This window comes from Actinomyces sp. 432, assembly GCF_009930875.1.
Lineage (GTDB): Bacteria > Actinomycetota > Actinomycetes > Actinomycetales > Actinomycetaceae > Actinomyces.
Map to the genome: position 1 here is coordinate 704,374 of NZ_CP025249.1, position 21,254 is coordinate 725,627.

General features: G+C 68.9%; 16 protein-coding genes. 12 read left to right on the forward strand and 4 right to left on the reverse strand.

Features of this window, described 5'->3' with window-relative positions; translation table 11 throughout:
- Positions 1-42: 42 nt before the first annotated feature.
- From CWT12_RS02865 to CWT12_RS02890, 7 genes are all read left to right on the forward strand, one after another.
- Entirely contained in the window at positions 43-615 is a 573-nt protein-coding gene (locus CWT12_RS02865) for a lipoprotein LpqH (RefSeq protein WP_161923630.1), read from the forward strand.
- Positions 616-898: 283 nt separating this feature from the next.
- Complete coding sequence (locus CWT12_RS02870) at positions 899-1,489, forward strand: DUF1349 domain-containing protein (protein ID WP_161923631.1); 591 nt, start codon at positions 899-901, stop codon at positions 1,487-1,489.
- A gap of 253 nt (positions 1,490-1,742) precedes the next feature.
- A complete protein-coding gene (locus tag CWT12_RS02875; RefSeq protein ID WP_161923632.1) occupies positions 1,743-1,922 on the forward strand; it encodes a hypothetical protein in 180 nt (59 codons plus the stop codon).
- Between the two features lie 166 nt (positions 1,923-2,088).
- Positions 2,089-2,331 carry a hypothetical protein gene (locus CWT12_RS02880; protein ID WP_161923633.1) on the forward strand — a complete coding sequence of 81 codons (243 nt, stop codon included), beginning with the start codon at positions 2,089-2,091 and terminating at the stop codon, positions 2,329-2,331.
- Entirely contained in the window at positions 2,328-6,332 is a 4,005-nt protein-coding gene (locus CWT12_RS02885; protein ID WP_237564283.1) for a DUF4011 domain-containing protein, read from the forward strand. The genes CWT12_RS02880 and CWT12_RS02885 overlap by 4 nt, the downstream gene beginning before the upstream one ends.
- Positions 6,333-6,404: 72 nt before the next feature.
- Positions 6,405-6,851: a hypothetical protein gene (locus CWT12_RS13760; protein ID WP_237564284.1), complete on the forward strand. Its 447-nt coding sequence runs from the start codon at positions 6,405-6,407 to the stop codon at positions 6,849-6,851.
- 98 nt (positions 6,852-6,949) lie between these two features.
- Complete coding sequence (locus CWT12_RS02890) at positions 6,950-10,597, forward strand: DEAD/DEAH box helicase (protein WP_161923634.1); 3,648 nt, start codon at positions 6,950-6,952, stop codon at positions 10,595-10,597.
- 34 nt (positions 10,598-10,631) lie between these two features.
- On the opposite strand, the gene CWT12_RS02895 is transcribed toward CWT12_RS02890, so the two are convergent.
- On the reverse strand, positions 10,632-11,795 hold the full coding sequence (locus tag CWT12_RS02895; RefSeq protein ID WP_161923635.1) for a hypothetical protein: 1,164 nt from the start codon (positions 11,793-11,795) through the stop codon (positions 10,632-10,634).
- 934 nt (positions 11,796-12,729) lie between these two features.
- Between CWT12_RS02895 and CWT12_RS02900 the strand changes: the two genes are divergently transcribed.
- The 3 genes from CWT12_RS02900 to CWT12_RS02910 all read left to right on the forward strand — a co-directional run bounded on the left by CWT12_RS02900 (position 12,730) and on the right by CWT12_RS02910 (position 16,716).
- Positions 12,730-14,136, forward strand: coding sequence for a glutamate decarboxylase (locus CWT12_RS02900; protein WP_161923636.1), 1,407 nt, complete (start codon positions 12,730-12,732; stop codon positions 14,134-14,136).
- 10 nt (positions 14,137-14,146) lie between these two features.
- On the forward strand, positions 14,147-15,880 hold the full coding sequence (locus CWT12_RS02905; RefSeq protein ID WP_202616256.1) for an amino acid permease: 1,734 nt from the start codon (positions 14,147-14,149) through the stop codon (positions 15,878-15,880).
- 239 nt (positions 15,881-16,119) lie between these two features.
- Positions 16,120-16,716 (forward strand): GNAT family N-acetyltransferase, encoded by a 597-nt coding sequence (locus CWT12_RS02910; protein ID WP_161923637.1) that lies wholly within the window; start codon positions 16,120-16,122, stop codon positions 16,714-16,716.
- A gap of 22 nt (positions 16,717-16,738) precedes the next feature.
- Here CWT12_RS02910 and CWT12_RS02915 read toward each other — a convergent pair whose 3' ends face one another.
- Positions 16,739-17,398: an HAD family hydrolase gene (locus CWT12_RS02915; RefSeq protein ID WP_161923638.1), complete on the reverse strand. Its 660-nt coding sequence runs from the start codon at positions 17,396-17,398 to the stop codon at positions 16,739-16,741.
- Positions 17,399-17,483: 85 nt separating this feature from the next.
- Here CWT12_RS02915 and CWT12_RS02920 point away from each other — a divergent pair, with 85 nt between their 5' ends.
- Complete coding sequence (locus CWT12_RS02920) at positions 17,484-18,203, forward strand: peptidyl-tRNA hydrolase (RefSeq protein WP_161925255.1); 720 nt, start codon at positions 17,484-17,486, stop codon at positions 18,201-18,203.
- Between the two features lie 48 nt (positions 18,204-18,251).
- On the opposite strand, the gene CWT12_RS02925 is transcribed toward CWT12_RS02920, so the two are convergent.
- A complete protein-coding gene (locus CWT12_RS02925) occupies positions 18,252-18,857 on the reverse strand; it encodes a GtrA family protein (RefSeq protein WP_237564285.1) in 606 nt (201 codons plus the stop codon).
- A gap of 131 nt (positions 18,858-18,988) precedes the next feature.
- On the reverse strand, positions 18,989-19,642 hold the full coding sequence (locus tag CWT12_RS02930; protein WP_161923639.1) for an HAD family hydrolase: 654 nt from the start codon (positions 19,640-19,642) through the stop codon (positions 18,989-18,991).
- Between the two features lie 119 nt (positions 19,643-19,761).
- Between CWT12_RS02930 and CWT12_RS02935 the strand changes: the two genes are divergently transcribed.
- Positions 19,762-21,144 carry a M18 family aminopeptidase gene (locus CWT12_RS02935; RefSeq protein WP_161923640.1) on the forward strand — a complete coding sequence of 461 codons (1,383 nt, stop codon included), beginning with the start codon at positions 19,762-19,764 and terminating at the stop codon, positions 21,142-21,144.
- The last annotated feature ends 110 nt before the right edge of the window (positions 21,145-21,254 follow it).

Consider the following 21,254-nt stretch of genomic DNA (forward strand, 5'->3'; position numbering starts at 1 on the left):
GAGGCGCCGTGCTTCCGTCCCGACAGTAGACAGGATCCAGACATGAAGACTCCTCTCCTGAAGACCACCACCACGGCCGCTGCGCTCGTGCTCGTCCTCGGCCTGGGCGCTTGCGGCAGCAACAGCTCGAGCGACGCCGAGCAGTCCGCCTCCCCGGCAGTCGCGGACTCGGCAACCGCAGCCGAGGGAGGAAACGACTCTGAATCGGATCCGGGTGCGGACGCGCCACTGCCGCTAGAGGACGTCAAGGTCGGGGGCTCTTTCACCGGAACTCTCGACGGCGAGCCATTCGAGATCGAGAATGCCGGGGTGGCCTGCGGCTCACAGGACGGCCAGACCACGATCGGCGTGGGCCCGACGGATTCCGTGATTTCGGACGCGGGGGTGCGCTCGGTGTCCCTGGCTATTGACGACGCCTCAAGCGAGGTACGACTGATCACCATCGTCCCCGGCGATGACGCGTCCCTCAACTACACGAACATTGAGGGATACCGGAGCCAGGCGGGAGACGTGCAGGTCGAGGTAAGCGAAAAGACCTACACCGTCACTGGTGAGGCCGCCCCGAGCGGCTCGACGGAGACGAAGAGCATCGACTTCGTCATCACCTGTCCCTGACGTACCCGGGCGGTGCGGGCACCCGGGGAAAGCGCCGCGCACGCGGAGAGCGTTGCGGCCGCGCATTGCCGCCGCCGGGCGGGGCGCGGATGGAGCTGTGTGCCCGGGGTACCTGCGCAGCTGGATACCGCCGGGGCGCGGCGGCTGGCCGCGTCGCAGCGCGGTTCTCATCTCCCGCCCACGAGGACTGCGCTTGGGGTCGCCTCCCTGAAGCTGACGGAACATGCCGCATCGCCCGGCCGCGGGGACTGCGCCCACGCCGCCTCGCGGCTAGAGTCGGGGCATGACGTCGCTTCCCTGGTCCGCAGGCCACTGGCTGAACCCGCCCGCAGCTGCTGAGGAGAGGGGCGGGGACCTGCTAGTCACCGCCGTGGAGAAGTCCGACGCTTGGAGGCGCACCAGTTACGGATTCATCGTCGACACCGCCCACGCCTTGCTGGCGCCCTTCGAACCGGGCACTGCGGTTGAGGTGGATATGACCGCGGCCTTCACTGAGAACTTCGACCAGGCCGGCATTATGGTGCGCGTCGACCCCGAGAACTGGGTGAAGGCCGGGGTTGAGTTCTCCGACGGCGCCTGCCAACTGGGTGCCGTTGTCACGGCCGGCAACTCCGACTGGTCGGTGAGCCCGGTGCCCGACTGGCAGGGCGAGCGCGTGCGCATTCGGGTCAGCCGCAAAGGTGACGCCCTCACCGTGCGCGCGGGGCTCATAGCGCCCGACGGCGCTGCCGCCCTGCGCATGGTGCGTCTGCTGCCCTTCCCCGAGGACGCCGTCGCGCAGGCCGGCCCCTACCTGTGTGCCCCCAGCCGGGCCGGGCTGACCGTCCCCTTCCATGCCTGGAGGGTCACCGAGGCCGACGCCTCACTTCACTGATTCGCGGCACGGACGGTACTGCCGGGGCTTGCCGCTGGCCGAGCTCATGCGCCGGCTGCCGCGCCTGACCCGAATGGGGTTGCTGCCCGCCATGGGCGACCGCACTGGCGCTGGTGCAGCTTGCCGCTGAACCGGGCTCCGCCGCCTTCGCCTTCTCCAGTACTCGTCCGGGATACTGGCAGCCGACCGCGATGGCTCCGTTGGGCATCAGCCCCGCCGCCGCCTTGATGACGCGCTAAGGGTGGTGGATGCGATGCCCCTCGGTGGTACGGACTGCGCGCTGCCCATGCTGTACGCCGCCGAACACGAGCTGGAAGTGGACACCTTCGTCATCTACACCGACAACGAGACGTGGGCCGATGGCATCCACCCCTTCCAGGCGCTCGGATGCAGTAGAGAACTGGTGGCCCAGATCGTGCGTCGACGGCGCTGATAAGCGCCTGCGTAGCGGTCCTTTAGCAATTCGTGTCATGAGGAACCTGTAGCCTGCCCAAGTCGGCTCCATCTGGCCCTGTGGGGCAGTCCTCCGGGGCGTGTCGGGCATACGCCCAAACGCCCGGTAGCTCAGGGCAATCTCAACCATCTCCGCACCGAAGCCCATGAAGTTCAACAATCACGATCTGGCCCTGCGGGGCATGCTCAGCGTTCTCCCTCCGCATCTGGAGCGTTATCTACGCAACACGCTGGCCAATCGTTGCACACCCGAAACGCTGCGGGCCCTGCTTGCCGGGTCGGGGCCGGTTCCGGAGTTCCCCGACCTGGCGGCCGCGAGCTGGTCGAGCCGTGGCGGTTCACCTGGGATGTGGACGCGCAGCGCGAACTACGGACCAGCAGAGCCTTGAAGCTCCACCCGGGCAACCTGGCACAGGTTGACCAGTCGAGCCCCGCCCACGTGCGCGTGGAATTGAGCACTCGGGAGGGCGTGAAGCTGATCCGCCGGGTTGATGCCCTCGCCGCGTTGTCCCCGCGCCAGTGGCAGCAGGCCGGAGGCGACCTCTGGGCCGGCCCGGCGCTGGCGACCTTCGTCCAGCCCGATCAGTCAGTGGTTCAGGCGTTGGCAGCGCAGGCGCATGCGCGCGCGAGCCTAGGTACGCCGAGCCCGGTCCCCGACGACGTGGCCGACGCGGCCTGCGCGGTACTGCGCAGCCGTGGCCTCGTGGCGGACGTCGGCACTATACGGTGGCAGGAATCATTAACAGTTCGCACCGCGGGCGAGGTTATGGATGCGCGTGCCGGCAGCGAGCTCGACGTCGCAGTCCTGCTCGCAGGCATCCTTGAACGACTCGGGATTAGCCCGATGCTGGCACTGACGTCCACCTCGGTGCTGCTGGGATACGCCAGAAATGGGGCGGTGAGCGTGGGGGACTCTCCGGAGGCGTTCGCCGCAGGGGTGCGGCAGGGCGACATCGGGCTGATAGACCCGTCCGCCGCCCTGCGCTCACCCGCGGGTGTACTGCACGTGCCGGGCGGTGCGGCGCAGCAGATAGTGGAGGCCGCCCTCTCAGAGCTGACCCTCGTGGTTTCGATCGCCGCCGCGCGCTCCAGTGGTGCGGTGCCGCAGCCGGCGCTCGAACGTGATGAGGACGGCGTCGTCGTGGAGCTGCCCCCGTCCGCCGTCCGGGCGGAACAGGACGCGGAGGGTCCGGCTGTTACCGCGCACGCGGACGCGACGCGGTCTGTGGGCGGGCCGGGCACCGACCGGGCAGTGGGGGCGGCGCCGGCGCGCGTGGAGAAGTGGAAACGGTCCCTGCTAGGCCTGTCCCTGCGCAACCCGCTGATCGACCGAACTGCGCGCTCGGCCATCGAACTCAAGGTGCCGCCGGAACTCGTCGGCGACTTAGAGGACATCGTCAACAAGCGCGACAACCTGGCCCTCAGGCCCGCTCGGGGCGCCGCGCAGGCGGCGGATGACGCCACGGAGTTGCTGGAGGCGCACACCGTGGGTGCGGTTCTTGGAAGCAAGGAGTACGTGCGGCGCCTGCAGAGCATGGCCGCATCCGCTCGCACCACCCTGGAGAACTCCGGGGCGAACAACCTGTACCTCGTGATCGGTACGCTTAGCTGGTACGCCGATGGTCGGCGTGTGCGCTCTCCCCTGATCCTTGTTCCCGTGAAGCTGGAACGGGAGGGGGACACATTCGTCGTGTTGCTGGATGAGGCCGGCGTGTCCACCCCCAACTCCTCCCTGCGCGCACGCTTCCAGGCGGATACGGGCATCGACCTGACTGCGTTGCGTGAGCCCGTATACGACGCTCACGGCGTCAACGTTGAGGCCACGCTGGACAACCTGCGTCAACAGCTGCGTACCGCAGGTCGCCGCGACCGCGTCGAGTCCACTGTCCACCTCGGGCTGTTCCGCTTCTCCACCTACCGCATGTGGCGGGACCTGGAGGAGGACTGGCCGACCATAACCGCCAATCCGCTGGTGGCGCGCCTGCTGAAAGACACGCCCGGCGCCGATGCTGAGGACCAAGCCCCCGGAGCCGCGACGGATCTCGATGAGGTGGTGGAGAACTTGCCACTGGTGGCGGACTCCGCCCAGGCCCAGGTGATCGCCGACGCTGTCTCTGGACGCAGCCTGGTGGTTGAGGGGCCTCCCGGCACGGGGAAGTCCCAGACGGTCGCCAACCTCATCTTCCGCTCCCTGGCGCTGGGGCGCACCGTCATGTTCGTGGCGGAGAAGCAGTCCGCGCTCGACGTCGTCGCCCGGAGGCTGGGCGAGGAGACCGGCATCGGGGACCTGCTGCTCAACCTGCACGACAACGGCATGCGACCCAACGACGTCTGTGAGGCGCTACGCGGGGCGCTGAAGCTGCAGGCACCCGGTCATGATGCCGCGGCGCTGGCGGGACTGCGCCGGCAACTGGCGGACTCACGCGGAGAACTGGAGGCGTATCGTGAGCAGCTGCACGCACCGGGGCAGGAGGGCAAGTCCTACTATGCGGCTCGCCAGGAACTGGTGGAGGCCATGGGGGCGGACGCGTCCGCAGCGCCCCATGCGCAGGCACTGTTCAACGCCTGCGCTGCTCGTAGCGGGCTGGACGGTTTCAGCGCGGACCAGCACGAAGCCCGGCTGGACGAGTACCGGCGGTTGCAGAGCCGACTACGCGAACAGCTGCCGTCCGAGCTGCTCGATGCGGTACTGAGCCGTCGTGACCGCGTGCTGCGTGAGGCCGGCGAGCGCGCTGCAGCGCTACGCGACGAGGTTGAGCGTCGCAAGAGCACTTTGAATGTCCGCGCCCTGGTCGACTCCTACTGGGACCTGATCACCGCGATAACCCCGTGCATCCTGGTGTCCCCGGACTCGGTGGCCCGTTTCTTCCCGGCGAATAGGCGCTACGTGGATGTGGTCGTCTTCGACGAGGCCTCCCAGATCACCGTTGCCGACGCCGTCGGCGCCCTGGGACGGGGACGCTCCGCAGTGGTGGTAGGAGACCCCAAGCAGATGCCGCCGACACCCCCGCCGGGCACGGCGGCCGCGTCTGGTCGTGGCACCTCCGGGGAGGATGGCGCGGACTCGATCCTCGATCGCTGCCTGGAACTCGGCCTACCCACCCGCCGCCTGACCTGGCACTACCGCAGCCGGGTCGAGTCACTCATCGCCTTCTCCAACCGGCACTACTACGGCGGAAGGCTGCTGTCCTTCCCGAGCCCACTGGCGATAGCCGCCGCTCCGGATGATGGGCCGGACGGTTACGGCATCTCATTGCGGCGCGTCAACGGCACCTACTACCGTGCTGAAACGGCCAAGCACCGTGGCATCAGGCCCAACACCAATCCGGTGGAGGCTCGGCAGATCGTAGACGAGGTCAGCAGGCGCTTTGAGGCCTCGCCGCAGGCCGCTCCTTCGTTGGGAATCATCACTTTCAACAACCAGCAGTGCGACTTGATCGAGACCGAGCTGCGAAACAGCGGCCGGGAACGCATCATCGAGGCGCTAAATACGCGCGATGGCCTGTTCGTACGCAACTTGAACAACGTTCAGGGGGAGGAGCGCGACACGATCCTGGTGTCGGTTACGTTCTCGGCCAATGAACGTGGGGACTTGCCGCTCAACTTCGGCTCCCTGAGCCACGCCGGCGGTGAGCGTCGGCTGAATGTGGCGATCACCCGGGCCCGCAGGCAGGTGGTCGTATTCTCCAGCTTCGATCCGGAGGACCTGCACGCTGAGCGCTCCACCCACCAGGGGGTGAAGGACCTGCGCGAGTACTTGGGGCGAGCACGCAGCGGCATCGCGCCGCACGGCCGGCCGCGCTCGGTCGCCTCCGTGGACCTGCACCGCGACCAGATCGCTGAACGCTTGCGGGAGACGGGCGTTGAGGTGATGTCCGGCGTCGGGCACTCGGACTTCGAGATCGACCTGGTCGTCACCGGAGCCGGGGGAGCGCGCGTAGCGGTGCTGCTGGACGGGCCGGGCTGGAATCGGCGGGCGAGCGCCACGGACCGTGACCTGCTGCCGGTCGATGTACTGCAGTCCATGGGGTGGGAGCGGATTGAGCGCGTCTGGATGCCCACATGGGTGGCCGACGCGGATGCCGAGGTCGCGCGCCTGCTCGCCGCCTCCGGAGGCGCGCCGGAGCCGGCGGGTTTGCAGGCGGCGGCCAGTGCACCGTCCGCAGTGCCGACAGCATCTGCAGTGCTGACGGCGTCTGCGGCGTCGGGGAAGGCATCGGCGTCGGTGACTTCGGCTCGGCCGCAGCCGGCGGTAGCGGAGACAGAGTCGACGCCGACGCCCACCGAGGCCCTGGCGCCCGAGGCCCCGCACGAGCAGACGCCGGTGGCATCGGATGATGCGGCCGCACCGGAGAGTGCGCCACTCGCCGATACGGAGTACCGGCAGTGACGGCCTGAGGGCGTGTACCCGCTGGAGATACTCGACCGCGCACAGGACAAGAACTCGCCAGAACGTGCACACGTGGTTGAGACAGCCCGTGCCATCTGCGACGTCGAGTCCCCACTCACCCGGCACCGGCTGATCGTCAAGCTCTGCCGCGCCTACGGGCTCACCCGGGTGGTGAAGTCCCGGGAGCAGAAGGTCGATGCGCTGCTGGGCGACGCATTCGCCTACACCGACGACGCAGGCTTCGTGTGGCGGAGCATGGACGCCGCCCGGTTGCCCGTGCGCTACCGGCGTCATGCGCTGGATCACGTGGACTCCATCGAGGAGATCCACCCCCGGGAGCTGGCGGCGCTGATGCGTGAACTCCGTGCTGGCTCAGCCGGCTGGGTCTCCACTGAGGATCTGTGTAACCTGGCGCTCAAACGCCTCAGCGGCAAGAAGCGCAGACTCAGCGCCAGCGGAGTCAAGAAGGCACTGACCGATGCGCTGGCGATGGTTGAGCGGGAGGATGACGGGTGGTAGCCCGGTCGGGCTGAGGCCCTTGGAGGCGCGGCCCCCGGCCGCCCTGCGGCGGTCCAAGCGGTTCGATATGTGTCGGACCCCGCCCGTATGGTGGGGGCATGGCCCGAGAGATAACGCCCGAGGACTGGCCGGCACGAGTAGCCGATGCTGAGATAATAGGCGTGGTCGGCGCGCCGGCCTTCGGACGGGGGCGCCGTTACGCGGAGCAGGGGCGGGTAGCCAACCTCTCCGTTTCGGGCAACGGTGAGATTCTCGCCGCCGCGGTGCGCGGTGCGCAGGGGCGGGTCTACCAGACCATGGTGTTCGCCCGCATCTCCGGCCAGCGCGTGCGCTGGTCCGGCACCTGCTCCTGCCCGGTGGGCGGTAACTGCAAGCACACGGCCGCCCTGGTTCTGACCGCGCGGGGCCAGGCCCAGTCCGCCTCAGCACCTGCCGGTGACATCGACTGGGAACGCCGCCTCAACCAGCTGCTGCGTACTCGGCGTACGGCGTACCGGGCCGTCGCCCTCGAGGTCGCGGACACGGCGACCGCACCCGGCCGCACCGGACGCTTCGGGGCATCCTCCGCCCGGCCGGGGCGCCTGCACCTGCGCCCGTTGATCGCCGGCAAGCGCGGCTGGGTCAAGCAGGGCATCTCCTGGCGCGGCCTGACAACCGGGGAGCTGACCGGTGAAGTCGCCCCGGACGTGCTTTCCGCCCTGGCGGACCTGGCCTCCATGGACCCTTACGGCGACTACTACTACAGCAACGCCGTTATCGACCTGGGCGCGCTGCCGACTCGCGTCTGGGACGCACTGCGGCGCGCCGTCGCCGCCGGGGTGACACTGACGACGGCCCAGCATGCTGGCCATGAGGTGCGCATCCTGCCCGGGCTGCGTGCCGGCGTCGGGGTGAACCGTCAGGCTGACGGCACTGCTCTTGTAGCCGCCGCACTGGATATTGATGCGGTGGAGGGGCTCATGCTCGGCGCAGAATCCGCCAGCGCGCCCCGGCCGCTGGGCAACCCCGTCCACGCATACGCGCTCACAGGCGGCGACGGCGCCCTGAATCTCATGCCGCTGGAGCCGCCGCCCGATGAGGTACTGGGCCGACTGCTGGCGCACAACGAGCAGATCACCGTTCCCGCCGCGGACGTGGGCCGCTTTGAACGCGAGCACCTGGGGCGGCTCGCCGCAGCAGTCCCCATCGTCGACCTCGACCCCACCCTGAACGTGCCGGATGTCGGCGCGCCGGCCGCTGTGCTCCGCATCGAGCTGGACGCTGCCGCTCACCGCGCCGAGACCTCCTGGTCCATCCGCTACCTCACGTCATCCGGGGACAATCGAGGAGAAGCCGAGCTGGGCAGCCTCACGGAGCTTCTCAACGGGCCTGCGCCGCCGAGCTGGGGCCGGGTCCTCGGCACTGCCGCTCAGGCGGGGACGAGCACCGGTTTCCAGCCTCACACGGCGGCAATCACAGAACCCGGTCCGGCGCACTCGGCCAAGTCAGCGCCCGTGGCACGTGACGCCCGCGCCGAGGACCGCCTGGCCCGTAGCATCGTCGAGGCCTGTATGCCGCTGGTGCCGACGCACGGTCCGTTGTGGCAGCGGGGCGTCTTCACCGGTATGAGCACTGCGCGGCTGGTGTCCCAGGCCCTGCCCGCGCTGGAGGCGGTCGACGGCGTCGTCGTCGAGGTGGAGGGCCGCGTGCCCGACTACCGGGAGGCCGAGGACGCCCCGCTGATCACCACCGACGTTGCCGATGACGACGATCGGCCTGACTGGTTCTCCCTGCGGGTGCGCGTGAAAGTGGGGGAGGAGGACGTGCCCGTGGAGCGGCTGATGACCGCGGTCGCCCAGGGCGCCGATGAGGTGCTGCTGGACTCCGGCCAGTGGATCAGCCTTGCCGACCGCCCCGAGATCACGCGCCTGGCCCGGCTCATGGAGGAGGGCCGTGACCTGCGCGATCCCCATGCCCGCAGCGCCGGCGACCTGGCGGTCACCGCCTTCCAGGCGGGCCTGTACGCCGAGTTGGAGCAGCTCGGGGTGATCGGGGAGGCGGCCCGCCGCTGGCGTGAGGGCGTTGAGCGGCTCTTGGCGGTGGCCGCCGCGGCCGAGGACGGTGCGGGGAGCGGGCCGGCGGGCGGTGACCGTGCCGGGACCGCAGACGCCGGCGGTGCCTGCGGGGCGCCGTCGGTTGTGGATGCGCCGGCGCCTGCCGGGCTGCGCGCCGAGCTGCGTCCCTACCAGCTTGATGGTTACCGCTGGCTGGCTCTACTACAGTCCACCGGGCTCGGCGGCATCCTTGCCGATGACATGGGCCTGGGAAAGACCATCCAGGTGCTCGCCGTCGTCCAGCGCATGGCGGAGCAGCGGGCGGCGGGTGTGGACGCCGCCCACAACGGTGCCGAGGTCGGTGAGGCGGCGCAGCCCGGGGCGTTTGACGGCCCGGTGCTGGTGGTGGCGCCCACGAGCGTCGTCGGCGCCTGGGCGGAGCAGGCTGCCCGCTTCTGCCCCGACCTGCGGGTACGCACCATCACCCGCACCCGTGCCAAGCGGGACGAGAATCTGGAGGAGATCCGCTCCGGCGCCGATCTAGTGGTCACCAGCTACACCATCGCCCGCATCGAGGAGGAGGACTTCACCGCCGTAGACTGGTCCTGGGTGGTGCTGGACGAGGCCCAGTTTGTCAAGAACCACAACGCGGTCACCTACAAGACCATGCGGCGCCTGCACACACCGTCGACGGTGGCAATCACGGGCACACCGCTGGAGAACTCGCTGATGGACCTGTGGAGCCTGCTGTCCATCACCGCGCCCGGCCTGCTGCCCGGGCCGGAGCGCTTCGCCGAGCTGTACCGGCGCCCCGTGGAGCACGGTGACGAGTCTGCGCTGGCGGCACTGCGCGCCCGCATCCGCCCTTTCATGCTGCGTCGCACTAAGGAGGCGGTCGCCGCCGACCTGCCCGCCAAGAATGAGCAGGTCATGACCGTGGAGCTGGCCCCGGCGCACCGGCGCGCCTACGACCGCCGCCTTGCGCGCGAACGGCAGAAGGTACTGGGGCTACTGGAGGAGGACACGGCGCAGTCGCGGTTCACCGCGCTGAAGTCCCTGACCACATTGCGGCAGATGGCACTTGATCCGGCGCTGGTTGAAGAATCCGAGGCCGCCGGAAGCGGCAAGTCCGCTCAGAGGCGCAAGCCCGGGGCCAAGGTGGAGGTGCTGCTTGACACGTTGCAGCCGGTGGTGGCTGAGGGGCACAAGGCCCTGGTGTTCAGTCAGTTCACCCGCTACCTGCGTGGGGTGCGAGACGCGCTGGAGGCAGCCGGTATGCGCACCACCTACCTGGAGGGAGCCACCGGTGACAGGCAGGAGGCGATCGACGCCTTCCGCAGTGGTGAGGCCGAGGTGTTCCTGATCTCACTGAAGGCCGGTGGCTTCGGCCTGACACTGACTGAGGCCGATTACGTGTTTCTGCTGGATCCGTGGTGGAACCCGCAGGCCGAGGAGCAGGCCGTGGATCGCGCGCACCGTATCGGGCAGGACAAGCCTGTAATGGTCTACCGGCTGGTATCCGCCGGGACCATCGAGGAGAAGGTCATGACCCTGAAGGAAAAGAAGGCTGATCTGTTCGAGCGTGTGGTGGAGGGAGCCGCGGACGCGGCGGACGCCGCAGCCGACGGGGCAGCGGCGCGCGCCGGGGCTACGCCGTCCAGTCGTGCCCGCCTGACCGCACAGGAGATCCGCGAACTGCTCGGCGGCGAGTAGAGCGGCCCCGTACCCGGGGGCGGCCCGCTCACGATCAGCTGGGCCGGTAGGCGATGACTTTGCCATATTTGAATTCGACGAGGAGTAGGTCGCCGATAGACCTATGTGATGGGCGTTCCTCGGTCGTACCAAGTGGAATTGGTTCTGAGGCGCGTCCGGTGACCATGTCCACCAGCACCAGGGACAGTTTGTATCCATCCCTTTTACTGAATTTCTGCACCTGCCCCTGGCCGGAGTGATACAACGCCTGTAAGGCACTAGTAGAGGCGCACTCCTTCTTGCGGTTCACCCCGAACAGGGCGTTGTCCTTGCCCAGCACGATATCGTTTCCGTTGATGGTGATTGACTTGCAGCTGGTGTCTGTTTCTGAGGCGGAATAGCTTGATGGGGCCCAGGAGGTGTCGAGGTCCTTTAGCCAGAGTTTGGCCTGCTCCCGTGTGAAAGGAGTGGGCGACCACGGGTAGCTGGAGAATGAGGCGGACTCATTGTACTTAAATGACTCACTGAAGGTGCCGTCGGGCTCGTAAAGGTCGATAGTTGACTCCTTGCGTGAACCTCCGCCGGAGCGAACCAGCCAGCCGTCCGCAAGTGGCTGCTGGATGGTGTGCTTGTTAGTGTCCAGCTCGTTCGTGGCGCCGGTGCTCAAGTCAACTACGAAGTGGTCGTAGTCGGACGAGCTGGCGAGTGTGTACCCGTCCACGATTTTAGATGACTGGACTGTCACCGGGCTATCCGTCCCGAAGTCGGTTTCCCACGCCATCTCCGAGGGGCTAGTCCAGTACCGGCAGGTCGAGTCTACGCAGGCGATCGCGCCAGTTGACGTGATGCTCACCCGGGCGTCCGCGTCCCAGGGTGCGACGCTGCGTTCCTGGGAGTAAACGTCGATCAACGTGTTCTCGACGACGATCCGACCGTCCCAGATTGTGGTCCGATCGATGGCTTCGGAAACATCCTGCTGAGTTTCCCACAGCTGCCTGGGGTTGTTTTTGGAGATGTCGAAAACGGCGACAGTCGCAGTTTCGGACGTGCTGGTGATCCGTACCAGTCGGTTGCCGTGGATGCGCGTCGATATCTCCTTGTCGCGGAAGTCCGTGGGTGCCTCAAGGGACCAGGCCTCTTCGAATCCGTCCAGCCAGGCCTGCGACCACTGGTCGGAATTCGTATCGGAGGCCTCGGCGTTGCTGTTCCGTTTGTGCACGATGAGTGCGGTGGTGCCGCCAACGGCAAGGACGAGTGCCAGTACCAGGACTGATATGAGTAACGTTCGGGTCCGCCTCGGTCGCGCTGGATGCGCCGGTGGGGTGGGGGCATGGCCGTATGCGCCCGGTGAGGGCGGTTGGGGTTGAGCCGTGGGTGCGCCCTGCTGAGGCGCCGACTGTGTCACCCAGCTGGGGCCCTGAACCGGTTGTGCCGACTGCCAGGGGATGGGTTGTCCCTGTGGTGGAAGATGGCGGTTGGCAGGGGTGTTGTTGTAGCCGGGGTGCGACGGGGGCGGCATGCTCATGCCGCACAGCATGTCACGAATAGGTCAACTAGGCCAGGCGTTTGGTTCCGGCGGCCCACGCAGCCTTGATGGCTCGTGATGGCGGCCGCAGTCGGCTGGGTGGGCGGCTTGCCGGCGCGGGGGGGTGTGGTCTGGTCCAGGGACGGTGAGGATGGCGGCGCAGTCCGCTATGGCTCGGGGCGCGCATGGTGGGACTTGCGCTCGTGGCCTGCATGTTGGTGATCGCCCGGTACGGCGGGCTTCGTCCCCTCCGGCCAGAGCGGCCGACCGCCATGTATGGCCCTCCCGGCTGACCCGCCGCACCCGCGAATGCGGAGAGCCGTTAGGTGTTCAGGAATCCCCGCGACTACAGCCAGGTGGCATTCATGTTCGTGGGGGTGTGGGTGAGTTGGGCGAATGTGGTGGGTGTCTTCAGGATGTTCTCGGGTGATTCTTGCCCTATTTGCGGCGGTGTCCGCTATAAAGAAAAGCTTGAGGATCCCTGGCAGGTATAGCAATTGTTTCAGAAAGCTGGGAAGATAGCCTTGGTAAATTGCGAGTGTTGGCATATTGCTGCGTTGGAGTGGTATCAAGCACAGCATGGTGATATCCATATGTCAATCGTTGTCAACCGAGAGGAGATTCCGACATGCCACGGCCAGTATTCGACGGTTCCTCCGCGCCGGACCCGGGCAGCAGCGAGCTCAACCCGCTGTTCGCCCGCCCCGGCGAGGCCTATGACCTGCCGAAGTTCCGCTTCCCCGCCGGGGAGGCGCTACCCGATACCGCCTACCAGGTGGTCCACGACGAGGCGATGCTGGACGGCAACGCACGCATGAACCTCGCCACCTTCGTCAGCACGTGGATGGATGACCATGCGGGCCGCCTCTACCTGGAGGCGGCCGACAAGAACATGATCGACAAGGATGAGTACCCGCGCACCGCGGAGATCGAGACCCGCTGCTGGACCATGCTCGCAGACCTGTGGCACGCCCCGGACCCCCGTCACACCATCGGCACCTCCACCATCGGCTCCTCAGAGGCCTGCATGCTGGGCGGGCTGGCGCTCAAGCGCCGCTGGCGCAACGCCCGCCGCGCCGCCGGCAAGCCCGCCGACCGGCCCAACCTGGTCATGTCCAGCGCCGTGCAGGTGTGCTGGGAGAAGTTCTGCAACTACTTCGACGTCGAGCCCAGGTATGTGCCCATCAGCGAGGAGCACAAGGTCCTGGACGGCCACGGCCTGGAGGACTACGTGGATGAGAACACCATCGGCGTGGTGGCCATCATGGGGGTGACCTACACCGGCATGTACGAGCCCGTCGCCCAGATCGCCCGCGCACTGGACGCCATCCAGGAGCGCACCGGCCTGGACGTTCCCATCCACGTCGACGGCGCCTCCGGGGCCATGATCGCCCCCTTCATCCAGCCCGAGCTGGAGTGGGACTTCCGCATCGAGCGGGTTGCCTCCATCTCCACCTCCGGCCACAAGTACGGGCTGGTCTACCCCGGCATCGGCTGGGTGGTGTGGCGCGAGGAGGCCGCCCTGCCCGAGGAGCTGATCTTCGAGGTCTCCTACCTGGGCGGGCAGATGCCCACCTTCGCCCTGAACTTCTCTCGCCCCGGCGCACAGGTGCTGCTGCAGTACTACATGTTCCTGCGGCTCGGCTTCGACGGCTACCGGCGGGTGCAGGCCAACAGCCGCGACGTCGCCCGCTACCTGGCCGACCAGATCGCCGCCATGGGCGCCTTCGAGTTGTGGAACGACGGCTCCGACATCCCTGTGTTCGCCTGGAGGCTGCGCGCCGACCACACCGACAAGTGGAACCTGTACGACCTGTCCGACCGGTTGCGCATGAAGGGCTGGCTGGTCCCCGCCTACCCGATGCCCGATGACCTCACCGACGTCACCGTGCAGCGGATCGTCGTCCGCAACGGGCTCAGCCATGACCTTGCCGACGCCCTCCTGGAGGACCTGCGTGCCGAGGTCGCCTACCTCGACCGGCTCGACGGGCCGCTGCCCCAGGAGTCGGACCGCCCCGCCGCCTTCCACCACTGAGGAGCCGAAAATGTCCGTTAGAACCTCCGGCCATGCCGCCGGAACCTCCGTTCCCGCCGACGCCGCTCGGGGCGGTGCGGTGAACGCGCCCAACTCCGTCCATGCCCCCGACTCTTCCGGCACCCGGTCCAGCCGCCCGCCCGCGGGCACGCTCGGAGACCTGCCCACCGCCCACACGATGCCCGGCAACGCGCCCGCCGCCGACGCCGCCGGCATGGACGCCAACCGCCCGCCCGCCTCAATGAGCGTGTTCAACCTGGCCATGCTCACCGTGGTGGCCGTGGCCTCGCTGCGGTCCCTGCCCGCCATGGCCGGCTACGGGCTGGCCTCCATAGTGCTCTACCTGATCCCCGCGGTGCTGTTCATGGTGCCGACGGCGCTGGTAGCCGCAGAGCTCGCCACCGGCTGGAAGGGCGGGGTGTTCATCTGGGTGCGCGAGGCCTTCGGCGAACGCTGGGGCTTCGTGGCCATCTGGCTGCAGTGGGTGCAGAACGTGGTTTGGTACCCCACCCAGATCGCCTTCATCGCCGTGAGCCTGTCCTACGTAGTGGGCGGCGGCTCCCTGGCGAACAACGGCGTGTACGTGGCCGCCGTCATCATCGTCCTGTACTGGGTCTCCACCCTCATCACGCTGGCCGGCGGCAACCTCTTCGCCAAGGTCGGCTCGTGGAGCGGCATCGTCGGCACGCTCCTGCCGGCAGCGCTACTGATCAGCTTCGGCGCCGCCTGGCTGGCGACCGGCACCCCCTCCCAGACGGAACTGACGGCGTCGGCGGTCCTGCCTCCCTGGACGGGCCTGGCCTCCATCGTGCTGATCGTGTCCAACGTGCTCGCCTACGCGGGCATGGAGGTCAACGCCGTTCACGCCAACGATCTGTCCGACCCCGGCCGCGGTTACCCGCGCACGGTCCTGATCTCGGCGGTGGTGATCCTGGCGATCTTCATCCTGCCGACCCTGGCGATCGCCGTCGCGGTCCCCAGGGCGAGCCTGGGCGTGGTGGACGGCATCAACCTGGCCTTCCAGACCTACTTCGACCACTGGCACCTGGCCTGGGGCACTCCGTTGATCTCTCTGCTGATCGCCCTGGGCGCCTTCGCCTCCGTGGTCACCTGGATCGCCGGCCCGTCCAAGGGCCTGCTCACCGCCGCCCGCACCGGCCTGCTGCCGCCGGTCCTGCAGAAGCGCAACCGGGCCGGCGTGCAGCGCTCCATCCTGCTGCTGCAAGGCGTAATCGTGACGATCCTGGCGCTGCTGTTCGTGGTCATCCCCAACGGCAACACCGCCTTCGTCACCCTGATCGACATGGCCGCCGCGCTCTACCTGATCATGTACATGATGCTGTTCGCCGCCGCCCTGCGCCTGCGCGCCACCCGCCCGCAGGTACGGCGCACCTACCGCACCCCCGCCATGGGGCTGGTTGCCGGGATCGGCTTCGCGGCCTGCGCCGCGGCCTTCATCCTGTCCTTCGTGCGCCCGTCGGGGTTCACGGGGCTGAGCAGTGCCGGCTACGCCCTGGTGGTGGGCCTGGTGATTGTCGTACTCGGGGCGCCGCCGCTGGTCTTCTACGCACTGCGCCGCCCCAGCTGGCAGCTGGAGCCCGACCACGCCGTCGGCGAGGCCGTCCTGGTCAACCCGCCCGACCCGGCGGATCCGGACGACGGCGACCACTCGCGCCCCGGCAGGCGCCATCTGCGGCTGGTCTCCAGGCGCCACGGAATCCACTCCGTAGGACGGGCCTCATAGCCCGTTGCGGGGCAGGCCGGGGCCTCCCCGCCACCATGCGATCCGCCACCAGCGGACCGCCACCGCCACCCGCGGGTGCCGCGGCCGTCCTTGAGGCGGCACCGGCACCCGCGGGTGCATGATGGCTCCCATGCGCGTCACCGGCATTGAATACAGGTCCCCGGGCATAACACCGACCACTGCACTGGCGACCCCAGCGAGCATCGGTCCTGTCACCACCGCCGGACGGGAGAAGCGGCATGAGTGAGCGCTCGCGTATCCACATCCGCCCCGCCCGCCCCGACGACGTCGCGCGGGTCGCCCGCCTGCTCGCCCTGCGGGGGATCAGCGTGGAGGAAGCGCTGGACCAGGCGCCGCGCATGATTGCAGCCCTACCGGTTCTACTGCTGGCCTCCCTCCCCGCCGACGACGCCGAGCCCACCGCTGCTGAAGGCGCGGTCGCGCAGGCGGCCGAGGTCGACTTGGCCGCGGTCGATGCGGTCGCCCAGTCGGCCGAAGCCGATGACACGGCCGCCCCGGTCGCCCTTTCCGGCGCCTTCCTCCTGCCCGGTGACATGGAGGGGCGCCCGGAGCACTGGATGGTCTCCGGCCTCATCGTCGACCCCGGTGCCAGACGCCGCGGGATCGGCCGTGCCCTGCTGGCCGCGGTCGGTGCAGCGGTGCAGGAGCTCGAGCCGGGGGAGGACCTGTTCAGCGTCGTCGAGACTGCCAACCACGCCTCCGTCGCTGCGCACTTGGCCGCCGGCTTCCAGGAGGTCGCGCACGTGGACGGCTACGCGGGCCTCGTCTTCGATGACGCCCTGCTGATGCGCCTGCCGGGCACAGCGGATCACTGACTTCGGGTCCTACGAGCAGCCGTCAGCGTTCGCTCGGAACGGGCCGGAAGACCTCAGTCCAGCAGGGGAGCAGGTCCCGCAGGCTGGCGACGACGAGTGCGCCGGGGGCGTCGTCGGGCAGGGTCACGGAGGTGCCCGGACGCACCAGCAGCGCCGCCGGCATCCCCGCCTCCCGTGCGGCTACGACGTCGATCGGCCGGTCCCCAACGCACAGGACCTCCGCCGGGTCAAGACCGTGCCGCTGCGCCAGCAACAGGTTCATGTCAGGACTGGGCTTGCGGGCCACCCCATCCGGGGCGCAGACAACATCGTCCATCTCCAGGTGCAGCCCCTGCAGCAGTGCGGTGGCGGAAACGCGGTCCCGGTGCGTGGCCACCAGGTTCAGGCCACCCAATTCGCTCACCCGCGCCATCACCTCCCGGGCGCCATCCATCACGGGCGCAGGCCGCCGACGCCACCGCTCCTTCAAATCGGCGTACGCCGCCTCCAGCGTCTCCGGTTCCAGGCGCCGCTCGGCGCTGAGCGTGGCGATCGCATGGGCAATGGAGTGACGGGTCAGGCTGGTGACGTGACGCAGGTGCTCGGGCTCCGCGTCCCCGAAGGCCGCCTCGCACAGGACCCGGTCGACTTCCGGGTAGGTGTCCACCAGTGTGCCGCCCATGTCCCAGATAATGTGACGCATGCAGTCATTGTCCCCGCAATCGGCCGACGCGGCAGCCGATTCGCGTCTCGCATCCGTCAGCTCCGATCACGCCATCCCCTGGGCCATGCAGATCGCCGTCCACTACGACAAGGTGCACCCGCCCCGCCGCATCGACGTCGCCGAGGCGGCGGCCCGCGCCGTAGTCGCCCTGCTGGCCGCCCCCGAGGCGGCGCCGGGCGGCCCCTGGCACGACGCCGTCGAGTACTGGCGCGACGGGCGCATCCGCAAGCTGGTGCGCCGCGCTCGCGGCTTACGGTGGGAGGAGATCCAAGAACTACCCGGGGTGACGGTCGCTCAGGAAGGGCCGGAGGGCTGGGGCGTGGCCGAGGCGCGTGCGATAGTCCCCGGCCCGGTGCGCCCGCTGCCGACGCCGCTGGCCAAGACCCAGGTGGAGGGCACGCACTTCCCGCACGGGGACGAGCTGCCCCCGCCGCCCGCGGCGATCACCGCTGCCGTTGCCAAGGACCCCGACGCCGCCCGGGGGATCGCCCTGTCCAGCGAGTCGGCCTCCCGGCAGGCGCTGGTGACTGTGGAGGTGACCCCGCTGGAGGAGATGACCAGCGGGAAGCTGTGCGCGCAGGTCGCGCACGCCGCCCAGTTGGCCTGGCAGAGCCCACAACTGCCCGCCGACCTGCACGAGCGCTGGGCCGCGCAGGGGTACCGGGTGCGCGTCGTCTTCCCGACGGAGTCCTCCTGGGGCTCCCGACCGCGCCCGGTGTCGGTGGTTGACGCCGGCTACACCGAGCTTGACGGGCCCGCGGAGACCACGCGCGCCTTCTGGTGAGAGGCGCCCCGGGGCGCCCTCGCTGCCGATGAGGCGGTGAGGCAGGGGTCAGGCGGCGTCGGCGGTAGGCTCAGGGGTGCCGCGGAATACCCACAGGCGCATCAGCGCGTACAGGTAGATTCCCTCGCAGCAGGCGGAGGCGAACCGCGCCAGCTCGGCGTTGACACCCACCAGGTGCAGCAGGCTGGACAGTCCCAGAATGAAGATGACGTACTGGGAAACCAGGCCGACTGCGTACCGCGATCCCTGGGACGTCAGTGAGCCGTGGGACTGGAAGTTCAGCCACCGGTTCAGCAGTAGCGAGTACACGCCGGCGATTGCGTAGCCGACGGTGACTGCCAGCGGGTAGAACCAGTGCATCCGCTCGTAGAACAGCCACAGGAAAGCGATGTCAATGATGAAGCCGGAGCCGTTGATCAGCGCGTAGCCGATGAAGGTCACCGGGACGCGACGGCGCACGATGCCCGGAAGTAGTCGGTGAATGCGCCTAAGCAGGTTCATGAAGACGCGTGGGGCGCGTCGTGCGGGGTCATCCAGCCGGGCGTTCAGGCGCCGGTGCGCGGTGGTGGCGGCCGTGATGCTGCTCGGTGTCCGGGCGGCAGCGGAGGAGGCGTACGGTCCTTGCATTTGCCTGGACGTCGAGATGCTCGTCATGGTCTTCCTCTCGTGCGCCTCGTCAGTTGCGCCAACAGCACTGAGTTTTGTGCGTCCGGGCGCGGCTCGCAAGCCCGTATGAATGAAATCTGGTTTCCGAAAGTATGAGACTGCCGACTGGCCTGTCCTCCTCAAGAACGATGCGGGTCCGTCAATGCGGAGATGACCTCCTGGCGCAGCAGGGCGCCGCCGGCGTCCGCCGGGTGATGCACGGTGCGGATACCAATCGCTGCGGCTGCGCTCACATTGGTGGCGTTGTCATCAACGAACAGTGCCTCATCCGGATCTGCCCCCGCCAGGTCCAGTACGGCACGGAAGTAGTCCGGGCTGGGCTTGGCTACCCCGAGTGTGCACGAGTAGGCGTCCACGTCGCACAGGCCGTCATAGCCGAGGGCGGCGCGCATCCAGGCGCGGCGCTCGTGCTGCTGATTGGTGGCCAGCACCGTGGTGTACCCGGCGGCCTTGAGGTCGCGCACGGTCTGCCAGGCGAGCGGGTCCGGTGTGGCCTGCCACCATAGTTCCAGAAGCTGCTCCGCGCCGGTGGTGAGCTCCAGCTCGTCAACCAGCCGCTCCAGCAGGGTGCGCAGGCTCTCGCGCCCCTCCAGTGCGGCGGCTTCCTCGGCGAGGAGACGACGGCAGAACTCCGCGCCGCCGCCGGCGGTCAGCGCCTGGTCCCACGGAGTGCCGATGAACTGCAGTACGCCGTCGGCGTCCAGTAGAACGGCCCGCACCGCACTGGTGCCGAGGGCGGGGATGGCGGGCGGGGCGGGGGAGGGCGACGTCATGAGGTGATCGTGGCGTAAGGCGCGCAGTTTCGCCAGTGAGTCCCGGAAAGAGGATGACGAGTACCGCAGCGCGGAGCGCGGCCGCGGACATGATTGGCCAGGGGGCCATACTTGGGCCCATGGCAGATCCCGCAACCCTTACCGCACCCGCCCTGCGTGGCGATGATGCCTACGCCGAGTCCATCATCGACTTCGTCGTCGCCTCGCCCACCAGCTACCACGCAGCCGCGGAGGTCGCGCGCCGACTGGATGCGGTAGGCCTGACGGCAGTGGATGAGCGCGCGCCCTGGGGCGCCGACCTGCCCCGGCGCGGCTACACCATCCGTGACGGCGCGGTGATCGCCTGGCTGCTGCCCGGGCGCACGGGGGCAGATGCGGGCTGGCGGATCGTCGGCGCCCACACCGACTCGCCGGCGCTGCGGCTCAAGCCCCGTGCCGCCATGGTGCGAGAGGGCGTGCAGCTACTGAACGTGGAGGTATACGGGGGGCCGCTGCTGAACTCATTCCTGGACCGGGAGCTGGGACTGGCCGGTCGCCTGGTCACGCATGAGGGCACCGCACATCTGGTGCGCACCGGTCCGATCGCCCGTGTAGCCCAGGTGGCGCCACACCTGGACCGCTCCGTGAACGACTCCCTGCACCTGGACAAGCAGGCCCACCTACTTCCCCTGTGGACCCTGGCCGGCCCGGCGGACGCCCCCGTGGCTGGCGCAGCAGAGGGCGCCGGCCCCGCCCGCGCCGCGACCGCCCCGCCGCGCCCTGACGCGCCAGAGCTCTACCTGTGCGACCTGGCGGGCATCGACCCCGCCGACCTCGCCTTCGCCGACATCCTCACCTACCCCACCGAGCCTCCGGCCCGGTTCGGGCTTCACGGCGAGTTCCTCGCCTCCGCTCGCCTGGACAATCTCTCCTCGGTGCACGCCGCACTCGCCGCCCTCGAGGGTCTGGCGCGCGCCGACGCCGATCTCCCCAACCCGGTCGTATTCGTGGCCAACGACCATGAGGAGGTTGGCAGCGGGACCCGCGCCGGCGCCGCCGGCCCCTTTCTGCAGACCGTCCTGGAGCGCCTGGCACGTGTGCTGGGAGTGTCCGACGAGGCCTACGCTGCCCTGCTGGCCCGCTCGCTGTGCGTCTCAGCCGACGCGGGCCACGCCACCCACCCGAACCATCCCCAGCTGCACGACCCCGCCGTACGCCCCGTCCTCGGCGGTGGGCCGTTGCTGAAGATCAACGCCCAGCAGCGCTACGCGACCGACGCCGCTGCCGTGGCCGCGTGGGCGCGTGCCTGCCGCGCGGCCGCCGTGCCCAGCCAGGACTTCGTGTCCAACAACGCCGTGCCCTGCGGCACCACGATCGGCCCCATCACCGCCACCCGCTTGGGCATTCCCACGGTCGACGTCGGCCAGCCGCTGCTGTCCATGCACTCCCAGCGGGAGATGTGCGCCCTGAGCGACGGCCTTAACCTAGCCCGCGCGATGCGCTCCTACTGGCTGGGAGCCTGAGAACGCAGAGCGGCCGACGCGCGCAGTCCCTCGGTCCGCCGTGCTGCGGCAGCCGCCCAGGCCCCGGCCGAGTACGGCGGGTGCCGGGCGGCCGCCAAGCGCGAGTGCCC